This window comes from Bradyrhizobium sp. SYSU BS000235, from assembly GCF_049747295.1.
GTDB lineage: Bacteria > Pseudomonadota > Alphaproteobacteria > Rhizobiales > Xanthobacteraceae > Afipia.
The window spans coordinates 1,539,030-1,557,277 of sequence record NZ_JBMHJM010000001.1 but is presented as its reverse complement, the minus strand read 5'-3'; the positions used below and the strand labels follow the sequence as shown (position 1 = coordinate 1,557,277).

Sequence of the window (18,248 nt, the reverse complement as noted above, 5' to 3'; positions counted from 1 at the left end):
GTGAATTTTCGGGACGTCGTTAGGCGGGATTATCATGAGCAACAAGATGTGGGGCGGGCGGTTCGATGAAAGCCCTGATGCGATCATGGAGGAGATCAACGTCTCGATAGACGTCGATCAGCACCTTTACGCCCAGGATATCGCCGCGTCCAAGGCCCACGCAGCCATGCTTGCCACACAGGGCATTATCACCGCAACTGATGCAAAAAACATCACCGGCGGTCTAGACACGATTTTGTCAGAGATCAGCAAAGGTTCCTTCACGTTCAAGCGTGCGCTTGAGGACATTCACATGAATGTCGAGAGCCGGCTCAGCGAGCTCATTGGCCCGGCGGCAGGCCGCTTGCACACCGCGCGCTCGCGCAACGATCAGGTCGCCACCGATTTTCGCCTCTATGTGCGCGATGTCGTCGATGACACCGACAAGGCGCTGGCTGCGTTCCAGCGCGCGCTGGTCGACCGCGCCATCGAACACGCCGACACCGTGATGCCGGGATTTACCCATCTGCAGACGGCGCAGCCGGTGACCTTTGGTCATCATCTGTTGGCCTACACCGAAATGGCGTCGCGCGATCGCGGCCGGTTTGCCGATGCGCGCAAGCGCTTGAACGAAAGTCCGCTGGGCGCTGCGGCGCTCGCGGGAACGTCGTTTCCAATCGACCGTCACGCCACAGCCGCCGCGCTTGGCTTTGATCGGCCGATGGCCAACTCGCTCGATGCGGTCTCCGATCGCGATTTCGTGCTGGAGACATTGTCGGCGGCAGCGATCACGGCCGTCCATCTCTCGCGCTTCGCGGAAGAGATCGTGATCTGGACATCGCCGCTGGTCGGCCTGGTGCGTCTGTCCGACAAGTTCACCACCGGCTCGTCGATCATGCCGCAGAAGCGGAATCCGGATGCGGCGGAGCTGGTGCGCGCCAAGACCGGACGCGTCATCGGTGCGCTGAACGGCCTGCTGATCGTGATGAAGGGGCTGCCGCTCGCCTATCAAAAGGACATGCAGGAAGACAAGCAGGGCGCCATGGAGGCGTTCGCAGCGCTCTCCCTCGCGATCCGTGCCATGACCGGCATGGTGCTCGACATTGTGCCCGATGAGGCGCGGATGAAGGTTGCGGCGGGCGAAGGCTATGCCACCGCCACCGATCTCGCCGATTGGCTGGTGCGGACACTGAAGATGCCGTTCCGCGAGGCGCACCACGTCACCGGCCGCATCGTCGCGAAGGCGTCCGAGATGGACCTGCCGCTGCACAAAGTGCCGCTATCAGACATGCAGGTCATCGAGCCGAAGATCACGGCAGACGTTCTGAATGTCCTCTCCGTCCAATCCTCGGTGGAGAGCCGCACCAGCTACGGCGGAACGGCGCCCCAAAATGTGCGTGCGCAGGCCCAGGAATGGCTCAAGCGACTGGAAAAAGAGCAAAAATCGGGCTGATCCCAACAATTTTTGCTGCTCATGCCCCCTCGCCAGAGCGGCACCTTCTTTGTATGGTGGCGCGCAATTCAGGGACTGACACGTGACTCCTCGCTCCAATCGCCGTTTTTCAAAGCTGACAGTCGCAGGCTTGATTGCTTTGACCTGCATTTTGGCAGGTTGTGGCCGCAAGGCTGGTCTTGATCTGCCGCCGGCTGCAGCGGCGGGCCAGACGGCTGCGCCTGAGGAGCACAGCGCCAAGCTGCCGGGTGATGTTTTTACCTCTCCTGGCACTGAGCCCGCGCCGACCGCTGCACGCGGCAACAAAAAACGAATCTTTCTCGATCCGATCCTGGATTGATCTGACATGAACCATTTCCAGTATCGTGACGGCGTGCTTCACGCTGAGGGCGTCAATTTGACGGCGCTGGCCGAAACTGTCGGCACGCCGTTTTACTGCTATTCGACGGCGACCCTTGAGCGTCACTACCGGGTGTTTGCCGAGGCTTTCGCCGGTGTGGACACGCTGGTGTGCTACGCCATGAAGGCGAACTCCAATCAATCCGTGCTGCGCACGCTGGCCAAACTCGGTGCCGGCGCCGACGTGGTGTCCGGCGGTGAATTGAAGCGTGCGCGCGCGGCCGGAATTCCGCCGAAGAAGATCGTGTTCTCCGGTGTCGGCAAGACCGAAGCCGAGCTGCGTCAGGCGCTCGCGGAGGACATTCTCTGCATCAACGTCGAGTCTGAGCCGGAACTGGCCTTGCTGTCGTCGCTTGCGAGCGAAACCGGTCGCACCGCTCACATTTCGGTGCGCATCAATCCGGACGTGGATGCGCGCACCCACGCCAAGATTTCAACGGGCAAGTCCGAAAACAAGTTTGGCATTCCGCTGACGCACGCCCGTGATGTTTACGCGCGCGCGGCAAAGTTGCCGGGCATCAAGGTCGCCGGTGTGGACATGCATATCGGCAGCCAGATCACGGATCTCGGGCCGATGGAAGATGCGTTCAAGCTGCTGGTCGAGTTTGTCGGCACGCTGCGCGCGGATGGGCACACGATCTCGCATGTCGATTTCGGCGGCGGTCTCGGCATTCCCTACGAGCACGATCTGCCCAATCCGCCGGAGCCGGCGGCCTATGCGCAGATGGTGAAGCGCGTCACCAAGGGGCTCGATGCAACGCTGTTGTTCGAGCCCGGCCGTATGATCGTCGGCAATGCCGGCATCCTCGTGTCGCGCGTGATCTACGTAAAGCACGGTGAGGCCAAGACCTTTGTCATCATCGATGCGGCAATGAACGATCTCATTCGCCCGACGCTTTACGAAGCGCACCATGACATTCTGCCTTTGCGGCAGGCGGCAGCAGGCGAAAGGACCATCGTGGCCGACGTCGTCGGGCCGGTGTGTGAAACCGGCGATTACCTTGCGCTCGATCGCAAGATGACGGAGTCGAAGCCGGGCGACCTGCTGGCGATCATGACGGCAGGTGCTTACGGCGCGGTGCAGGCTGGAAGTTACAACACGCGCGGGCTCGTGCCGGAAGTGCTGGTCAAGGATGACCAGTACGCAGTGGTCCGGCCGCGCATCGACGCGGATGCGTTGATCGCCATGGACAAGCCGGCGCCCTGGCTCTGACCGGCATCACCAAGCTCCCGGAACCAGCCGGGAGCGGACCTGTAACGTATACGCGACGTAGCCCGGCAGATTGATCGCGAGAAATCTTTCCTCGTCGAGCAGGCGCACCACGATCATGGCGCTCAGCGCGATCGCCGGGATCAAAGCCCACCATGAGCCCAGCGCAAGCGGCGTGGCGAGAAACATCAGGATCGCGCCGGAATACATCGGGTGCCGGACAAGGGCATATGGACCGGTCGAGACGACTTTCTGGTCCTTCGCGACTTCGACGATTCCGGAACTGTAGCTGTTTTCGCGGAATACGAGAAAAATCAGGACGAACCCCAATGCGAGGCCAACATTGCCGAGGATGACGAGTGTTGTCGGCACTTGCGACCAGTGCCATCGATGGTCGAAGCCCGGCAACAACATCAGGACGATGCCAACGATCGACGTTGCAGCTTGAATGCGCTGCTGGCTCTTTTCCTTCTCCGCGACAGGCCCGGCGTTGAGCCGTCGTTCCAGTAGCGCCTGATCGTAATGCGCGAGATAGGCAATGATGGCGGCTGACGCCGCGGCCATGATCGCGATGTAGATCCAACCCTGCCAAAATCGCAGCGACCAGGCGGAGCCGAAAAACATGATGGCGAGCAAAACGAGCCATCGGGACAAGCCTGCGAGTGCTTTTCGGGTATTGGTATTCATGAGGATCGCTCCCATCTGCCGCGCAAGGTAAGCCGCCCCGGTATGCGGCCAATATTCGCAGATGAAGTGCACTGTCACGCTTTCGTGACAGCCCGGAATGTGTTCCGGAGCGCAACCTTTGCCTGCATGTGGGTACAGGCGCCGGAAGGGCATGCCTCATTGCCGCCGCTGTGGTACGGTGCCCTTTCAAGAACCCGGAGAGCCTGTTGAGCAGCCCGACCCAAGACCCGTCAGAGCAACCGCGCGATCCTGAAGCCGTGCAGCAGCTTCAGCTTGCGCAGGCTTTGCAGCGGGCGCGATGGGCGCTGGCCTGGGAACGAGGCTGGCCGCATCTCGCACGGTTGCTGACTGTCATCGGGCTGTTTCTGGCCGCGTCGTGGGCCGGGCTGTGGGTTGCATTCCCGTTCACGGTTCGCGTCATTGCGTTTGCTGCGTTCGTGTTGCTCGCACTTGCCTCGCTTGTGCCCGCAGTTCGTTTCCGCTGGCCGACGCGGGAAGACGCGTTGCGCCGGCTCGATCTTGGAACCGGTATTCGCCACCGTCCCGCAACGGCGCTGACCGACACGCTCAAGTCGCAAGACCCGATCGCGCAGGCCTTATGGCAGGAGCAACGCGCGCGGACGCTGGCCTCGATCAAGCGCATTCGTGCCGGCTTGCCGTCGCCGCGTCTGGCTTTGCACGATCCGCAGGCGCTGCGGGCGTTGGTCGTGATGCTGATGGTTGCGACCTTCATTGCGGCGGGCAGCGATCGTCTATCGCGTGTTCTCGCGGCGTTTGATTGGGATGGTACGTTTACCGCGGCGAATGTTCGTGTCGATGCCTGGGTGACGCCTCCGGCCTACACGAACCGTCCGCCTGTTATCCTGTCTGGATCCACGACCAAGGAAGCGCAACATGCCGACGCGGGGCCGGTGACCGTCCCTTCGGGAAGCACGCTGATCGTTCGCTCCAGCGGCGGGCGGCTCGATGTCGCGGCCGGGGGTGGCGTGACGGAGGTCCCTGTCACGGAGAATGCGCCGCAAGGAACCAACGAGCGTCGCTTTAACATCACGGGCGGTGGCACGGCGCATGTGCGCGCGCCGTCCGGACAGCCGCAGTGGACATTCAAGGCGGTTGCCGATCGCGCGCCGACCATTTCCCTGGCGAAGGATCCCGAGCGGCAGGCGCGTGGCAGCTTGCTGCTGTCCTACAAGCTTGAAGACGATTACGGCGTGACCGAAGCACACGCCCAGTTCGCGCCGCGTCGCACAGAGGGCGATGGAGACGACGCTCAACCGCTGTTCGACCCGCCGCAAATCACGCTTGGGTTGCCGAACGCGCGGACGCGAAATGGTGTCGGCCAGACCATCAAAGATCTCAGCGAGAATCCTTACGCGGGTGCCGATGTGACGCTGACGCTGACAGCGAAAGATGAAGCCGGCAATGAGGGACACAGCGAGCCCTTCGAGATGCGGCTGCCTGAGCGGTTATTCGTCAAGCCATTGGCGCGCGCGTTGATCGAACAGCGCCGCAATCTGGCACTTGATGCCAACCAGAAGCCTCTGGTGCTGATCGCGCTCGAGGCTCTGATGATCGCGCCGGAAACGTTCACACCGGAGCTCGGACACTATCTCGGCCTGCGCAGCATTGCCGCGCAGCTCGGTCATGCCAACTCCAAGACCACGATGCGCGAAGTTGTGGACAGCATGTGGGCGCTCGCGGTGACCATCGAAGATGGCAACATCACCGATGTCGACAAGGCACTGCGCGCAGCACAGGACGCGTTGAAGGAAGCGCTGGAACGCGGCGCCAGCGACGAGGAAATCAAGAAGCTGACGGAAAACCTGCGCGCGGCGCTGGATAATTTCCTCAAGCAGCTGGCCGAGCAGATGCGTAACAATCCGCAGCAATTGGCGCGGCCGCTCGATCCCAATACCAAGGTGCTGCGTCAGCAGGACCTCAAGAACATGATTGATCGCATGGAGCGCTTGTCGCGCTCCGGCGACAAGGACGCCGCGCGGGCGTTGCTCGACCAGATGCAGCAGATGCTCGAAAATCTGCAGATGGCGCAGCCCGGACAAGGCTCCAATGATGCGGATCAGGCGCTGAACGAACTCGGCGACATGATCCGCAAGCAACAGCAGTTGCGCGACAAGACCTTCAGGCAGGGGCAGGAGTCGCGCCGCGATCGCAACCGCGGCGATCAAGGCGACCAGAACGGGTTGGACGGGTTGCGTCAGGACCAGCAGGCCCTGCGAAACCGCCTGAACAAGCTGCTCGACGACATGAAGAAGAACGGCATGATGCCTGGGCAGCGGGGTGAAAAAGGCCAGCAAGGACAGCAAGGACAGCAAGGCCAGCCCGGGCAGGGCGACGATGGTCAGGATGGCGATTCCTTGGGTGATGCCGAATCCGCAATGGGTGATGCCGGCAATCAGCTCGGCGAAGGCAATGCGGATAGCGCCGTGGATGCCCAGGGTCGCGCTCTGGAGGCGCTGCGCAAGGGCGCGCAAAATCTGGCGCAATCCATGCAACCCGGCGAAGGCCAGAATGACGGTCCCGGCAATCAAATGGGCCGCCAGCAGACCGGCGAGAACACGACCGATCCCCTCGGGCGACCGCTGCACGGCCGGGAGTGGAGCGATGACCTCTCCGTGAAAATTCCCGGCGAAATCGACGTGCAGCGTGCGCGGCGGATTCTCGAAGAATTGCGCCGGCGCCTCGGCGATTCACAGCGACCTCAGTTCGAGCTCGATTATCTGGAGCGACTGCTCAAGGACTATTGAGCCAGTCCTCATGCGCGGCACATCGCCGCGCTCGCGTCATACCAAAGGCATGTCATCAAAATTTCGTTGCAGGGTCGCTTGACGCTCGCGGCCGAGCGCTGTATTTAACCAATGAGTTATTTAACCAATTGGTTATGTAAGAGGCATCCGTGGACGCTTTGAGCACAAAGTTTGCAGCGCTTGCCGATCCAACCCGCCGGGCCATTCTGGCGCGTCTGGTTCTCGGAGAAACGTCGGTGACGGAGCTCGCCGAGCCTTTTGCCATGAGCCTTCCGGCGGTCTCAAAACATCTCAAAGTGCTGGAGCACGCCGGTCTCGTCACGCGAAGCCGCGAGGCGCAATGGCGGCCGTGCCGGATTGAACCGGCCGCACTGAAGGAAGTCGACGACTGGCTCGAGGAATACCGCCGCTTCTGGGATGCGCGGCTCGATCGCCTTGAAGACTACCTGAACGAACTTCAGGCAAAGGAAGCGGCTGATGCGGTGAAGCCGCAAAAAGCCAAGCGCGTCGTTAAAGCCAAAAAGCAAACGTCCCCGCGCAAATAGGCGAGGGGAAGCAAACGTCGGCAGAGCCGACAACGAACCAGACGTCTCAACTCAACCAAGGAGCCTCCATGACTGACCAACTGCCCTCGCTGGTCCCACATCTTGCTGTCAATGGCGCGCGCGATGCGATTGAATTCTACAAGAAGGCGCTCGGTGCTGTCGAAGTGATGGCGATACCTGCCGAGGACGGCAAGCGCCTGCTGCATGCGCACATCACGATCAACGGTGGTGCTGTGTATCTGCACGATGACTTCCCGGATTTCTGTCCGAGCGGAGCCAATGCAAACATCAAGTCTCCTACTGCCCTCGGTGGAACTTCGCTGGTCGTCCATCTTGAGGTGAAGAACTGCGATGAAGCTATGAAGCAGGCGGTCGACGCCGGCGCAAAGGTTGTCATGCCTGCGATGGATGCATTCTGGGGGGCGCGCTACGGACAGGTCGTCGATCCGTTCGGTCACGCCTGGAGCTTCGCGCATCCGCTGCCGCCGAAGGCCGGCTGATACGACTTTCAATCCAAGCGTCGCGTTGACGAGGAACAGCAATGACAAATCAAGCCAGCGCCACTGCCGTGGACCGTGAATTTACGGTGACGCGGTCTTTCAATGCCCCGCGTGATCTGGTGTGGAAAGCCTGGTCCGAGCCTGAGCGTCTCGCACAGTGGTGGGGACCAAAGGGCTGTAAGCTCGAAGTCCGCAAACTGGAGTTCAAGCCGGGCGGAATTTTTCATTACGGCATGCAGATGGGGCCAGGCATGTGGTGGGGCCGCTTCGTCTATCGTGAAATCGAAAAGCCGCACCGCATCGTGTTCGTCAGTTCGTTTTCCGATGAAGCGGGAGGGATCACCCGCGCGCCATTCAGTTCGACATGGCCGCTCGAAGTCCTGAACACCCTCACCCTCACCGAGGAAAATGGAAAGACGGCGGTGGCGCTCCGCGGCGGCCCGATCAATGCGAGCCCCGAAGAGCGGGCCTTCTTTGAGGGCATGTTCGAGTCGATGCAGCAAGGCTTCACCGGGACGTTCGATCAGCTCGACGAGTATCTGGCGAAAGCCTGATCGACCCGAGTTCGATCAGATCAATCCGGAGAGCCTGGTGGGCGTCTGCCTATGGGCTCTCCGCTTTGAAAAAAGAGTCCGACCACGAAGGAGCACGCGCGATGAATGAACTGATTCCTATCTCCCGCACGGCGCTGTGGACCGGACGTATCCTCAGCGGCGTGGTGATCATCTTCCTGCTGTTGGACGGGGCTATTAAATTGATCCCTTTGGATGTGGTGATCGCGACATCGAAGCAGCTGGGTATTCCAACCCATCTCGCATTCACTTTGGGTGTCCTGACGCTGGCCTGCACGTTGCTCTACGCGATTCCGCAGACGTCTGTGCTCGGGGCCATTCTGTTGACGGGCTATCTTGGCGGCGCGATCTACGTGCATGTGCTCGCAGGAAGCCCACTGTTCAGCCACACGCTGTTCAGCATCTATCTCGGCTTGATGATCTGGGGCGGGCTCTATCTCAGGGACGAACGCTTGCGCCTGATTTTCCCGTTACGTCGGGTCTAAAGTACCGGTTGATATGTCAGGGAGCGACATCGTGGCGAGACATGGTGCGAGGCCAATTCGAGCAAGGCCTCGCCAACATGAAAGCGGTGGCTGAGCGGTAGCGGTCACACCGCTACCCGTTCCGTCCTTCCCCACGCAGGGTCGGTAGGCCAATGCCGGTTGCCTCGAATCCGCCGTCGACGCACAGCATCTGCCCGGTGATGTAGGTCGCACGTTCACTGCACAGGAAGAAAATCGCTTCCGCGAGTTCTTCCTCGAGGCCATAGCGGTTCAGCGGAATGGTGTCGTGATAGTCGGCGCGGATCGCCGGCGTGTGGACCGCCTTGGCCATGGCGGTGTCCACCGGTCCCGGGGCAACCGCGTTGACGCGAATGCCGAGGGTAGCAAGCTCCACGGCGAACTGCTTGGTCAGATGCGCCAGGCCGGCCTTGCTGGTGCCGTAGGCCGTGCGCAGCGTTGACGCGCGCAGCGCCGAGATCGATGTAATGTTGACGATGGCGCCGCCGCCATGTTCGCGCAGTAACGGCGCGGCCGCCTGGGTGCAGATGAAGGGGCCGGTGAGGTTGACCGCCATCACGCGGCTCCAATCATCAAGGGTCGTCTCAAGCAACGGCTTGAAGATTGCGATGCCGGCGTTGTTGACCAGTGCATCAAGGCGCCCAAAGTGCTCGCCGACCTTGGCGACAGCGTTCGCTACGGCTTTGGGATCTGAAACATCGCAATGGATGCCGAGAGCAGTCTCGGGAGCCGCAATCGCCTTGATCGTCTGATCAAGCAGTTCGCGCTCGATATCGAGCAGCGCAACGCGCCAGCCTTCCGCCAGAAATCGCTTGGCTGCCGCAAGTCCGATTCCACGTGCGGCACCCGTCACCAAAGCGACTTTATGGTGTGTATTGGTCATTTCCGTTCCATGTGTTGATTGTCTTCGTGAAGGATGCGCTGCCACGAATCACGTTTGCGCGTTGCCTCAGCCCTCGGCCATCGACCCTGTGCTAGCGTGTCTCATGACGTATTTCCAGCCCGCCGCTATTATTGCATCTGGCATTGCACTTGGCGCGACCTATTGCTTTTGGCGTTTGGCCATCACCGCTTCATAGGCGGCCCGCAGCCGTTCGCCGACTGAAACGCGCGGCTTGGATGTGCGCTTGATGCCCAGATGCGTTTCGCGCAGTTCCATCATGAACTCGTCCCACATCTTTGGGCCGCCTTCGCTGAGCAATTGCGCGCGGATGCCAAGCTCTTCGCTGACCGGCAGGTATTTGAATCCCCATGCTGACATCTGGGCGAGGATCGGCAACAGCTCGATGCCCTGTTCGGTGAGGCTGTAGATCGCCTTCTGTTTGTGGGTAGGATCATCCACCTTGGTGAGGATGCCTTCTTCGACCAGAGTCTTCAGCCGATCGGCCAGAATGTTCGACGAAATACCTTCATCGGACTTCGTGAGAAGCTCGCGAAAATGTCGGCGGTTGCCGAAGATGATGTCGCGGATGACGAGCAGGCTCCATTTGTCGCCAAGCACCTCAAGGGTGAGGTTGATTGGACAGCCTGATCGTTGTGTCTCGCTCATCGATATTCATCGTCCGCCAAAAACCGCTTGCATTGTTGCATTAGTACTCTTATCGTGCAACTGGTTGCAAAACACAATCGGTTATCATGGGAGAACGAGATGGCGAAGCTGATCATGTGGAACTTGATGACGCTGGATGGTTTCGTCGAAGGGCCGAACCATGATATTTCCTGGCATCTCGACGTCTGGGGCGAGGAGCTCGAACGTCTGTCGATCGAACAAGGAAACAACGCAGGAGCGCTGCTGTTCGGGCGATTGACCTATGACCTGATGGCGGGGCATTGGCCGGGAGAAGAGGGCGAGGTGGCGGACTTCATGAACGAGCTGCCCAAGTTCGTTTTCTCTCGCACGATCACGAAGTCTAACTGGAATAACACGCACATCTTTAAGTCCGATGTCCAAGACACCGTGGCGAAGCTCAAGCGCGACACGGCGAAGGACATCTATCTGTTTGGCAGCGCGAACCTTGCCGCGAGTCTCATCCCGCATGGCTTGATCGATGAATTCCGCATCGGTGTTTGCCCTGTGATTTTGGGAAACGGCACGCGGCTGTTCAAAGAGAGTCCTGAAAGGCTCAAACTGAATCTTCTGGATGCGAAGCCTTATTCGACCGGGATCGTCGTCTTGCGCTACCAACCCGTGCGATGAAGGGCATCCAATGTCACTGAAGCTCTATTTCCACCCCCTGTCATCGTTTTGCTGGAAGGCGCTGATCGCCTTCTACGAGAACGAGACACCGTTCGAGCCGCATGTCGTTAATCTCGGTGACGAGACCGAGCGCTCGGAGTTTTTGAAGCTTTGGCCAATCGGAAAGTTTCCCGTGCTGCGGGATGAAGCGAATGGACTGACGATTCCAGAATCGAGCATTATCATCGAGTACCTAGCGAGCTATTATCCCGGTCGTGCGCAGCTTGTTCCGGATGATGTCAACTTGGCGCGAGAAGTACGACTACGTGATCGCGTTTTCGATCTGTATATCCATGACCCTATGCAAAGGATTGTTGCGGACAGGTTGCGCCCAGCCGACCGGAAAGATCCTTTTGGTGTCGACCAAACCCGTGCAAAGTTACGAACAGGGCTTGATTTGGTCGATAAGGAGATGTCATCGAAAACGTGGGCAGCGGGCGATCATTTCTCGATGGCCGATTGTGCTGCAGCGCCAGCGCTGTTCTACGCCAATCGGGTGCTTCCCTTCAGCGAGACGCATCGGAATGCGACGCGATATTTCGATCAGTTGATGGCGCGCCCTTCTTTCGCCCGTGTTGTTGAAGAAGCGAAACCTTACTTCGCCCTTTTTCCATCCTAAGTGACGGGCGTCTTTCGGCCAAAGACAAGCAGATCGGCGATTTGCCGTTATGTACGTTTTCGATTTCTTCAGGTGTGAATGTCATGTCGTCCAGCTTTATGCGCAACGCTATCGTCCTCGGTCTTCTCTCCGCCATTGGGCCGTTCGCCATCGATATGTATCTACCGGCGTTGCCGACCATCACGGCGGATCTCGGTGCGTCCACGGCCGCGACGCAGATGACCTTGATGGTGTTCTTCGTGGCGTTCGGCGTCTGCCAGATCGTCTACGGTCCGCTGTCCGATATGGTCGGCCGCAAGCCGCCGCTGTTTTTCGGAATTGTGGTGTTCGCACTGGGCAGTATCGGCTGCAGCCTTTCGTCCGATATCAACTGGCTGATTTTCTTTCGCTTCGTGCAAGGGCTTGGCGCCGCAGCGGTGATGGTCATTCCCCGCGCGATCATCCGTGATCTGCATACCGGGGTCGATGCCACCCGTCTGATGTCGCTGGTGATGCTGGTCTTCAGCGTGTCTCCGATTCTTGCGCCGCTCACCGGCAGCGCACTGATCGTGCCGTTCGGCTGGCGTGCGGTGTTCGTCGCCGTCACGATCGCAGCAATTCTGTCGTTTGCGCTTGTCGCTTTTGTGCTTCCGGAGACACGTCCGCCCGAGGAGCGTGTTCAAGTCAGCGTTCGAAGCGTGCTCGATGGATTTGGTGAGTTGCTGCGCGACTGGCGCTTCCTGGGTCTGACCTTTATCGGCGGTTTCGGCATGGCGAGCTTCTTCGCGTTCCTCGCCAGCTCGTCATTCATCTATATTGGACACTTCGGCTTGACGCCGACGCAATACAGCTTTGCGTTCTCTCTCAACGCGATCGGATTTATCGGGGCGTCGCAGTTCAGCGCCTATCTCTCGAGCCGCTTCGGGATTGCACGCGTGATTTCTGTCGCCGTCACCTGCTACGCGGCCATGTCGGTTGCTTTGTTTGCTGTCATTGTTTCCGGCGTTGATAATCTCGCCGTACTGATCGCAATGCTGTTCTTGGCCTTTGCCTGGCTTGGCCTTGTCATTCCATCAACCATGGTGCTCTCGCTGGAGGACCACGGTCCGATCGCGGGTATGGCCTCGGCGCTCGGCGGCACCCTGCAAATGATCAATGGGGCTGTGATGATCGTCATCGCCAGCGTGTTCTTCAACGGAACAGCACTGCCAATGGTGACGACGATTGCGGCGTGTGCGGTGGCGGCGTTCGTGCTGACGCGGCTGACGTTGCGTCCACGGGAGATGGCGCCGCAGCCGGCGGAGCAGAACTAATCCGGCTTGCGCGACGCGAGCGCGTCGGCGACGGCCGTGCGGATATCCGCCACAGCGAAGGGCTTGGTGACGACGTCATGCACGATGGCATCGAGCCCGGAAGCCCGCTCGCGTTGATCGGCGAAGCCGGTCATCAGCAAGATCGTCAGGCGGGGAAAGTCACGCGCGACAGCGAGCGCAAGTGCGATGCCGTCCATTACCGGCATCTTGATGTCGGTCAGCAGCAAATCAAAGGCGCCGTCTTCGCGCGTGATGATGTCCAGCGCTTCGGCCCCATCTTCAGCCGTGACGATATCATGCCCATCCATGGCAATCGCGCGCGCCACCAACAGGCGCATCGATTCTTCGTCATCAGCAATCAAAACACGAGACATTTACATACCCCCGGCGGCGAGGTCCCGCTTGTGGAAGAACCTCACGGCAATTTCGCGACCCTCGGCCGGCGGTGAAGCCAACCGCGTCTTGAACCATGCTTTTTCCCCGGGATGCAGCACGGGCTGTTCCAGCACTGTGGTCCAGGCATAGATGTCGGCGCCCTTGGCGTTGCGCACGATGAATCTGAGCCGTGGAATTTCGGTGGTCTTGCGCGTGACATCGACAATTGCACCTTCGATCAGCAGCACCGGCTTGTTGTCGACGATCTCGGAACTGACCTTAACGCCTTCGATCGATAGGCCGCGCAGATTCACGCCCAAGCCGGTCAGTTTGAAGAAATCGGCGGTCTGCGGCATCAGTCGCACGACTTCGCCGCGCCAGGCGATCAGCGCGAAGGTGATTGCCGCAAGGGCAACACAGAGCGTCGGCAGGGCGGAGGCGGTCGGAAGACGCCTCGCCCAGTTGCCCCGCATCTTGAGGGATGGCATGCGACCAGCTTTCTTGGGCGCTATAGCCTGGTCGTCATGAACCGCTGCGCCGTCCTGCTGGGCTTCCGCAGGCCAGTCGCCATTGGTTCCATCCGCCGGCGGGGCTGCCTCAGGCTCGGGCCAGTCGGCGGAAATGGACGGGCTCTCCACGTGCGGAGCATCATGATTTTGCCAATCAGCACCGGCTGATGTGGCAGCCGATCCAAAATCGGTCTCTGGAGGGGCCGCGGCCGTGCCTTGCGGTGGCAGGTCTTGTGCTGCCGAGCCTTGCATTCTCAAGTCTTGGGCTGCCATTGGCGCGGAGGCGGCCATCTCCTGGGGCTTCGCCACCCAGACCTCTCCGCAGCGGGCACAGCGGACCCGGCGCCCGGCGTCGGTGAAATTGGCCGCGTCGACCGCGTAGGATGTCGTACAGTGAGGGCAGACAATGTGCATGGGACGAATCGCCGAGGGGTTACCGTCCGGAAGCTACCCGGCGTCCGTTAACGAACCGGAAACCATAACGGTCGCACAAGCTTTTTACGGTCATTCCTTGGTCCCCGCCCGTGAACGCGTTCCGTCCGGGAACGGTCCGGGCATTGATTTCATCGGTCCTGTCGAACGGAGCTGAACTTGGTCCGGTTCGAAAATGTTGGTCTGCGCTACGGGCTTGGTCCGGAGGTTTTGCGCGACCTGACGTTCCAAATACCTGCGCGTTCGTTCCAGTTTTTGACCGGACCGTCCGGTGCTGGGAAGACTTCGTTGCTGCGCATGCTGTTCCTGTCGCTGCGGCCGACGCGGGGCCTCGTGAATATTTTTGGACAGGATGTCTCGCTGCTGGACAAGAACGCTCGTGCGGCATTGCGCTCGCGCATCGGCATCGTCTTGCAGGACTTCCGGTTGCTCGACCACATGACCACCTATGAGAACGTTGCACTGCCATTCCGCGTGATGGGGAAAAGCGAGTCCAGCTATCGCAAGGAAGTCATCGACTTGTTGAAGTGGGTCGGACTAGGGCATCGCATGGATGCGCTCCCGCCGATTCTGTCGGGCGGTGAAAAGCAGCGCGCGGCGATCGCACGCGCCGTCATCGCGCGGCCGCAGCTTCTGCTCGCCGACGAGCCGACAGGAAACGTGGACCCTTCTCTCGCGCGGCGGCTGCTCAATCTCTTCATCCAGTTGAACAAATCAGGCACTGCCGTGATCATCGCAACCCACGACATCGCGTTGATGGACCAATATGAAGCGCGGCGGATGGTGCTGCATGAATCGCGGTTGCATATCTATGAGTAGTGTCAACGCCATGGGTGTTGCGCAATGAGGGACCTTGGTGACGAAACGTCGGCTGTCGTCGCGGATGCACGCAACACGTCGCCGATCGTCCCGCGCGGATCGATCGCCGGCCGCGCGCTGATTGCCGTCGTCGCGATCATGACATTCCTGGCGTCGATGACGACGGGCGCGGTGTTGCTGGTGCGGGCATCCGCAGCGGAATGGCAGTCCGATGTGGCGAGTGAATTGACCATTCAGATCCGGCCATCGCCCGGACGAGATCTCGAACGCGATACGCAAGCGGTCGTGGAGGCTACGCGGGCGCAGTCCGGAATCATCGAAGTGCGGCCTTTCAGCAAGGATGAATCCGCAAAATTGCTGGAGCCATGGCTTGGAACAGGACTGTCACTGGACGATCTGCCAGTGCCGCGGCTCGTGGTCGCCCGCGTTGCGCCGGGCGCGGTGCCCGATTTATCCGCCCTGCGCTCGAGCATCACGAAGGCCGCTCCGGGCACAAGCATCGACGATCATCGGGCCTGGATTGAACGCATGCGGTCGATGACGGGTGCCATCGTCCTTGCGGGGACCGGCATTCTCATTCTCGTGATCATTGCTACGGTGATCTCCGTCTCGTTCGCGACACGCGGGGCGATGGCGGCGAATCGGCCCATCGTCGAAGTGCTGCATTTCGTCGGTGCGCAGGACCGCTACATTGCCAACCATTTCCTGCGGCATTTCCTGCGGCTTGGTCTGGAAGGCGGCTTGATTGGCGGTCTGGCTGCAATGCTGACATTTGGATTTTCGGAATCGATCGCCAATTGGTTTTCGGGTACGCCGGTCGGCGATCAATTCGCGGCCCTGCTCGGAACGTTCGCGCTGCCGGCCTCGGGATACCTGATGCTCGGTGCGCAGGCGGTGATGATTGCAATTGTCACAGCCTGGGCGTCACGGCGGACGCTGTTCGCGACCCTTGAAGAGATTGATTGAGCCGCGTTTTGAGGTCACAGCGGTGCCGGATTTCGCGATAAAATTGCTGATGGAGATTGTGCAGTAAAATCATGACGTCGAAGGGAGACAGCAGTCCGGTTTTTTCGGAAGCAATCCGCGCACGGAGCGTGACGCGGTGGCGATGGCGTGCGGCGATTTCCGCGGTCGTGGTTGCGGCATTGGCGGGCTGTGCCGGCTTCGTCTGGTTCCTATCGCTTGTTCTCCCAAACGAACACAAGCCCTCGCGCAATGCTGACGGTATCGTTGTTCTCACCGGCGGATCGTCCCGGGTATCCGATGCCGTGGAACTCCTGGCAGAGGGTTACGGTAAGCGCCTCTTGATCTCCGGTGTGCATCCCACCAACGGATTTAGTGACATTCAGCGCTCCCTGCCGGAAAGTCAGCCATTGCTCATGTGCTGCGTCGACTTGGACCGATCCGCCGTTAACACGCGGAGCAATGCCACGGAAACGCGGCGCTGGGCCACCGAACGCGGCTTCCGGTCGCTGATTGTGGTGACATCGAACTATCACATGCCGCGCGCCATCGTGGAACTGTCGCACTCCATGCCCGACATTGAATTGATCCCGTTTGCTGTGGTGGGAGAGAAATGGCGCGAGGAGCCCTGGTGGACGAGTGGCGCTGCGCTTCGGCTCCTGCTATCGGAATACGTCAAATACTTGTTTGCCGAGGTACGGGTGGCGTTCGGCGGCGTGGGGCAGGGTGGAAGGCCGGATACTGAAATTCAGCCGCCGGTGGCGCCTCGAAAGCCGGCCACCGCATCCGCCAATTGATCGGATTGTTCGATGGTTTCGATATTTTTGCGTTCGCTGATCTACAATATCGTTTTCTATCTGAACACGGTGGTTTGGGTCATCTTCGGTCTCCCGACCTATTTCATGCCGCGCTGGGGTATTATTTGGATTGCCAAGAACTGGGGGCGGACCAGCATCTGGCTGATGACCCTTATCTGCAACACCAAGGTCGAATACCGCGGTCGCGAGAAAATTCCACCCGGTCCGCTGCTCGTGGCGTCCAAGCATCAGTCGGCCTGGGAAACCTTCGCCCTGCTGCAGTTCTTCGACCAGCCGCTCTACATCCTGAAGCGTGAATTGTTGTGGTTGCCCTTTTTCGGCTGGTATCTAAGCAAAGCGCAGATGATCGGCGTCAACCGCGGCTCGGGCGCACGCGCGCTAATCGAGATGGCGCGGCGCGCGCGGGACGAAGTGCGGCGCGGACGTCAACTCATCATCTTCCCGGAAGGAACGCGCACCCCGGTGGATGCGCCGCCGCGGTACAAAACCGGCGTCAGCCAGGTTTATGTTGATTGCGGCGTGACCTGTATTCCGGTTGCACTCAATTCCGGCCTGTTCTGGCCGCGGCGTACTTTCATGCGTTATCCCGGCACGATCGTGATCGAATTCCTGGATCCAATCGAGCCGGGATTGTCACGCGACGCATTCACCGAACGCGTGAGGAGTGTCATCGAAGACGCGACCAATCGCTTGGTAAAAGCCGGCCGCGAAGAACAGGTGCGGTTGGTCGGCTTCTCTGCACCCTCGGGTTTTTCAAGCGAAGTGAAATCCGGTCTATCCTAAGGATTGTTCGTCTGACGCATGCCGATGCAATGTGGCCTCGCCGTGGAGCTTGGCCGCAAGTTGATGCAGCGGCACATCGCGAATGCCCTGCGCCTCCAGTGCGGCTACCGTCGCGATGATGTATTCATCGTTGGGGCCGTAATTGCCATGGCCCTGACGCACCAGCCGCAACTGCTCTTCGGGTGAGAGCCGGCCTGCATATTGGTCGTGACTGCGGTCGGCGACGTAAGCGAGTGCGCTGACACGCTGCCGCGCATCGCCCTCGACCCAGACCGAGCGCAGCACTTCGCGATAGACGTGGGTCGCTTGCTCGCGTTCGCGGAGATATCGAATTGTCGCGTGCCGCTTGTCCGGCGCTACTCTGAAAGCGACGCCTTGGCATGCTCCGCCGCGATCGAGACCCAGCACGAGCCCGGGCTTTTCAGGCGTTCCGCGATGAACCATCGAATAAATGCAAAGCGAACGATGTTCGCCGATCAATCTTGCGGGTTTCTTGTCCAGAAACTCAAATCCCGGATTCCAGATCAGGGAGCCATAACCGAACACCCATAAGTCGCCATCGGGAAATTCAGCATCTGAAAGAACTTTTGCGGCCATGATTCATGGCCTACCAGCCCCCTGCAGCCTGCGCAACTCGCTAGTACCCGCTTTCCGAAGTTCGTAACTCGTCGCAGCAGCCACTTTGCGAACTTCGGAAAGCAAAGGGTACTAGCAACCTATGATTCTAGTACCGCTTTCGATTTGAAGTCCCTGAGCGCGATCGCCGCAACTGATGCAGGGACTTCAAAT

21 protein-coding genes are annotated in these 18,248 nt (G+C 60.0%); 15 read left to right on the top strand and 6 right to left on the bottom strand.

All coding sequences use genetic code 11. The features are described 5' to 3' along the window. Positions 1-34: 34 nt before the first annotated feature. The 3 genes from argH (at position 35) to lysA (ending at position 3,044) form a co-directional block, all read left to right on the top strand. Positions 35-1,432: an argininosuccinate lyase gene (gene argH, locus ACP0KA_RS07200; RefSeq protein WP_424628146.1), complete on the top strand. Its 1,398-nt coding sequence runs from the start codon at positions 35-37 to the stop codon at positions 1,430-1,432. A gap of 82 nt (positions 1,433-1,514) precedes the next feature. Next, on the top strand, positions 1,515-1,772 hold the full coding sequence (gene lptM / locus ACP0KA_RS07195) for an LPS translocon maturation chaperone LptM (protein ID WP_424628145.1): 258 nt from the start codon (positions 1,515-1,517) through the stop codon (positions 1,770-1,772). Positions 1,773-1,778: 6 nt separating this feature from the next. Then, positions 1,779-3,044, top strand: a complete 1,266-nt coding sequence (gene lysA / locus ACP0KA_RS07190) for a diaminopimelate decarboxylase (protein WP_424628144.1) — start codon at positions 1,779-1,781, stop codon at positions 3,042-3,044. 6 nt (positions 3,045-3,050) lie between these two features. On the opposite strand, the gene ACP0KA_RS07185 is transcribed toward lysA, so the two are convergent. Further along, positions 3,051-3,728 (bottom strand): methyltransferase family protein, encoded by a 678-nt coding sequence (locus ACP0KA_RS07185; protein ID WP_424628143.1) that lies wholly within the window; start codon positions 3,726-3,728, stop codon positions 3,051-3,053. A gap of 206 nt (positions 3,729-3,934) precedes the next feature. Between ACP0KA_RS07185 and ACP0KA_RS07180 the strand changes: the two genes are divergently transcribed. The 5 genes from ACP0KA_RS07180 to ACP0KA_RS07160 all read left to right on the top strand — a co-directional run bounded on the left by ACP0KA_RS07180 (position 3,935) and on the right by ACP0KA_RS07160 (position 8,595). Then, positions 3,935-6,493: a TIGR02302 family protein gene (locus ACP0KA_RS07180; protein ID WP_424628142.1), complete on the top strand. Its 2,559-nt coding sequence runs from the start codon at positions 3,935-3,937 to the stop codon at positions 6,491-6,493. Positions 6,494-6,642: 149 nt separating this feature from the next. Further along, positions 6,643-7,038 (top strand): ArsR/SmtB family transcription factor, encoded by a 396-nt coding sequence (locus tag ACP0KA_RS07175; protein WP_424628141.1) that lies wholly within the window; start codon positions 6,643-6,645, stop codon positions 7,036-7,038. 68 nt (positions 7,039-7,106) lie between these two features. Then, a complete protein-coding gene (locus tag ACP0KA_RS07170; protein ID WP_424628140.1) occupies positions 7,107-7,538 on the top strand; it encodes a VOC family protein in 432 nt (143 codons plus the stop codon). A gap of 41 nt (positions 7,539-7,579) precedes the next feature. Then, entirely contained in the window at positions 7,580-8,092 is a 513-nt protein-coding gene (locus tag ACP0KA_RS07165; protein WP_424628139.1) for an SRPBCC family protein, read from the top strand. A gap of 101 nt (positions 8,093-8,193) precedes the next feature. Beyond that, positions 8,194-8,595, top strand: coding sequence for a DoxX family protein (locus ACP0KA_RS07160; RefSeq protein ID WP_424628138.1), 402 nt, complete (start codon positions 8,194-8,196; stop codon positions 8,593-8,595). Between the two features lie 112 nt (positions 8,596-8,707). On the opposite strand, the gene ACP0KA_RS07155 is transcribed toward ACP0KA_RS07160, so the two are convergent. Together ACP0KA_RS07155 and ACP0KA_RS07150 are read right to left on the bottom strand one after the other, a co-directional pair. After that, entirely contained in the window at positions 8,708-9,496 is a 789-nt protein-coding gene (locus ACP0KA_RS07155; RefSeq protein ID WP_424628137.1) for an SDR family NAD(P)-dependent oxidoreductase, read from the bottom strand. 159 nt (positions 9,497-9,655) lie between these two features. Then, positions 9,656-10,162: a winged helix-turn-helix transcriptional regulator gene (locus ACP0KA_RS07150; protein ID WP_424628136.1), complete on the bottom strand. Its 507-nt coding sequence runs from the start codon at positions 10,160-10,162 to the stop codon at positions 9,656-9,658. Positions 10,163-10,261: 99 nt separating this feature from the next. Between ACP0KA_RS07150 and ACP0KA_RS07145 the strand changes: the two genes are divergently transcribed. From ACP0KA_RS07145 to ACP0KA_RS07135, 3 genes are all read left to right on the top strand, one after another. After that, positions 10,262-10,810 carry a dihydrofolate reductase family protein gene (locus ACP0KA_RS07145; protein ID WP_424628135.1) on the top strand — a complete coding sequence of 183 codons (549 nt, stop codon included), beginning with the start codon at positions 10,262-10,264 and terminating at the stop codon, positions 10,808-10,810. 10 nt (positions 10,811-10,820) lie between these two features. Further along, positions 10,821-11,468 (top strand): glutathione S-transferase family protein, encoded by a 648-nt coding sequence (locus ACP0KA_RS07140; protein ID WP_424628134.1) that lies wholly within the window; start codon positions 10,821-10,823, stop codon positions 11,466-11,468. 83 nt (positions 11,469-11,551) lie between these two features. Beyond that, positions 11,552-12,760: a multidrug effflux MFS transporter gene (locus ACP0KA_RS07135; RefSeq protein WP_424628133.1), complete on the top strand. Its 1,209-nt coding sequence runs from the start codon at positions 11,552-11,554 to the stop codon at positions 12,758-12,760. Here the strand turns inward: ACP0KA_RS07135 and ACP0KA_RS07130 are convergent. Then, positions 12,757-13,134: a response regulator gene (locus ACP0KA_RS07130; protein WP_424628132.1), complete on the bottom strand. Its 378-nt coding sequence runs from the start codon at positions 13,132-13,134 to the stop codon at positions 12,757-12,759. The two genes, ACP0KA_RS07135 and ACP0KA_RS07130, sit on opposite strands and share 4 nt — an antisense overlap. Next, positions 13,135-14,058, bottom strand: coding sequence for an MJ0042-type zinc finger domain-containing protein (locus ACP0KA_RS07125; protein WP_424628131.1), 924 nt, complete (start codon positions 14,056-14,058; stop codon positions 13,135-13,137). It abuts the gene before it with no gap. A 177-nt stretch (positions 14,059-14,235) separates the two neighbouring features. Between ACP0KA_RS07125 and ftsE the strand changes: the two genes are divergently transcribed. The 4 genes from ftsE to ACP0KA_RS07105 all read left to right on the top strand — a co-directional run bounded on the left by ftsE (position 14,236) and on the right by ACP0KA_RS07105 (position 17,459). Further along, positions 14,236-14,895, top strand: a complete 660-nt coding sequence (gene ftsE, locus ACP0KA_RS07120; protein WP_424628130.1) for a cell division ATP-binding protein FtsE — start codon at positions 14,236-14,238, stop codon at positions 14,893-14,895. A gap of 24 nt (positions 14,896-14,919) precedes the next feature. Further along, the gene (locus ACP0KA_RS07115; RefSeq protein ID WP_424628129.1) at positions 14,920-15,861 is read left to right on the top strand and encodes a cell division protein FtsX; all 942 of its coding nucleotides are present in this window, start codon (positions 14,920-14,922) and stop codon (positions 15,859-15,861) included. Positions 15,862-15,932: 71 nt separating this feature from the next. Then, positions 15,933-16,655: a YdcF family protein gene (locus ACP0KA_RS07110; protein WP_424628128.1), complete on the top strand. Its 723-nt coding sequence runs from the start codon at positions 15,933-15,935 to the stop codon at positions 16,653-16,655. Between the two features lie 12 nt (positions 16,656-16,667). Further along, positions 16,668-17,459, top strand: coding sequence for a lysophospholipid acyltransferase family protein (locus ACP0KA_RS07105; protein WP_424628127.1), 792 nt, complete (start codon positions 16,668-16,670; stop codon positions 17,457-17,459). Here ACP0KA_RS07105 and ACP0KA_RS07100 read toward each other — a convergent pair. Further along, on the bottom strand, positions 17,451-18,056 hold the full coding sequence (locus ACP0KA_RS07100) for a gamma-glutamylcyclotransferase (RefSeq protein WP_424628126.1): 606 nt from the start codon (positions 18,054-18,056) through the stop codon (positions 17,451-17,453). The genes ACP0KA_RS07105 and ACP0KA_RS07100 overlap by 9 nt on opposite strands. Positions 18,057-18,248: the final 192 nt, after the last annotated feature.

Coding starts and splice junctions, on each gene's coding strand:
- ACP0KA_RS07140 (WP_424628134.1), top strand. CDS start 10,821: ATGTCACTGAAGCTCTATTTCCACCCCCTGTCATCGTTTTGCTGGAAG.
- ACP0KA_RS07170 (WP_424628140.1), top strand. CDS start 7,107: ATGACTGACCAACTGCCCTCGCTGGTCCCACATCTTGCTGTCAATGGC.
- argH (WP_424628146.1), top strand. CDS start 35: ATGAGCAACAAGATGTGGGGCGGGCGGTTCGATGAAAGCCCTGATGCG.
- ACP0KA_RS07135 (WP_424628133.1), top strand. CDS start 11,552: ATGTCGTCCAGCTTTATGCGCAACGCTATCGTCCTCGGTCTTCTCTCC.
- ACP0KA_RS07105 (WP_424628127.1), top strand. CDS start 16,668: ATGGTTTCGATATTTTTGCGTTCGCTGATCTACAATATCGTTTTCTAT.
- ACP0KA_RS07130 (WP_424628132.1), bottom strand. CDS start 13,134: ATGTCTCGTGTTTTGATTGCTGATGACGAAGAATCGATGCGCCTGTTG.
- ACP0KA_RS07110 (WP_424628128.1), top strand. CDS start 15,933: ATGACGTCGAAGGGAGACAGCAGTCCGGTTTTTTCGGAAGCAATCCGC.
- ACP0KA_RS07185 (WP_424628143.1), bottom strand. CDS start 3,728: ATGAATACCAATACCCGAAAAGCACTCGCAGGCTTGTCCCGATGGCTC.
- ACP0KA_RS07150 (WP_424628136.1), bottom strand. CDS start 10,162: ATGAGCGAGACACAACGATCAGGCTGTCCAATCAACCTCACCCTTGAG.
- ACP0KA_RS07155 (WP_424628137.1), bottom strand. CDS start 9,496: ATGACCAATACACACCATAAAGTCGCTTTGGTGACGGGTGCCGCACGT.
- ACP0KA_RS07145 (WP_424628135.1), top strand. CDS start 10,262: ATGGCGAAGCTGATCATGTGGAACTTGATGACGCTGGATGGTTTCGTC.
- ACP0KA_RS07160 (WP_424628138.1), top strand. CDS start 8,194: ATGAATGAACTGATTCCTATCTCCCGCACGGCGCTGTGGACCGGACGT.
- ACP0KA_RS07115 (WP_424628129.1), top strand. CDS start 14,920: ATGAGGGACCTTGGTGACGAAACGTCGGCTGTCGTCGCGGATGCACGC.
- lysA (WP_424628144.1), top strand. CDS start 1,779: ATGAACCATTTCCAGTATCGTGACGGCGTGCTTCACGCTGAGGGCGTC.
- ACP0KA_RS07100 (WP_424628126.1), bottom strand. CDS start 18,056: ATGGCCGCAAAAGTTCTTTCAGATGCTGAATTTCCCGATGGCGACTTA.
- ACP0KA_RS07125 (WP_424628131.1), bottom strand. CDS start 14,058: ATGCACATTGTCTGCCCTCACTGTACGACATCCTACGCGGTCGACGCG.
- ACP0KA_RS07165 (WP_424628139.1), top strand. CDS start 7,580: ATGACAAATCAAGCCAGCGCCACTGCCGTGGACCGTGAATTTACGGTG.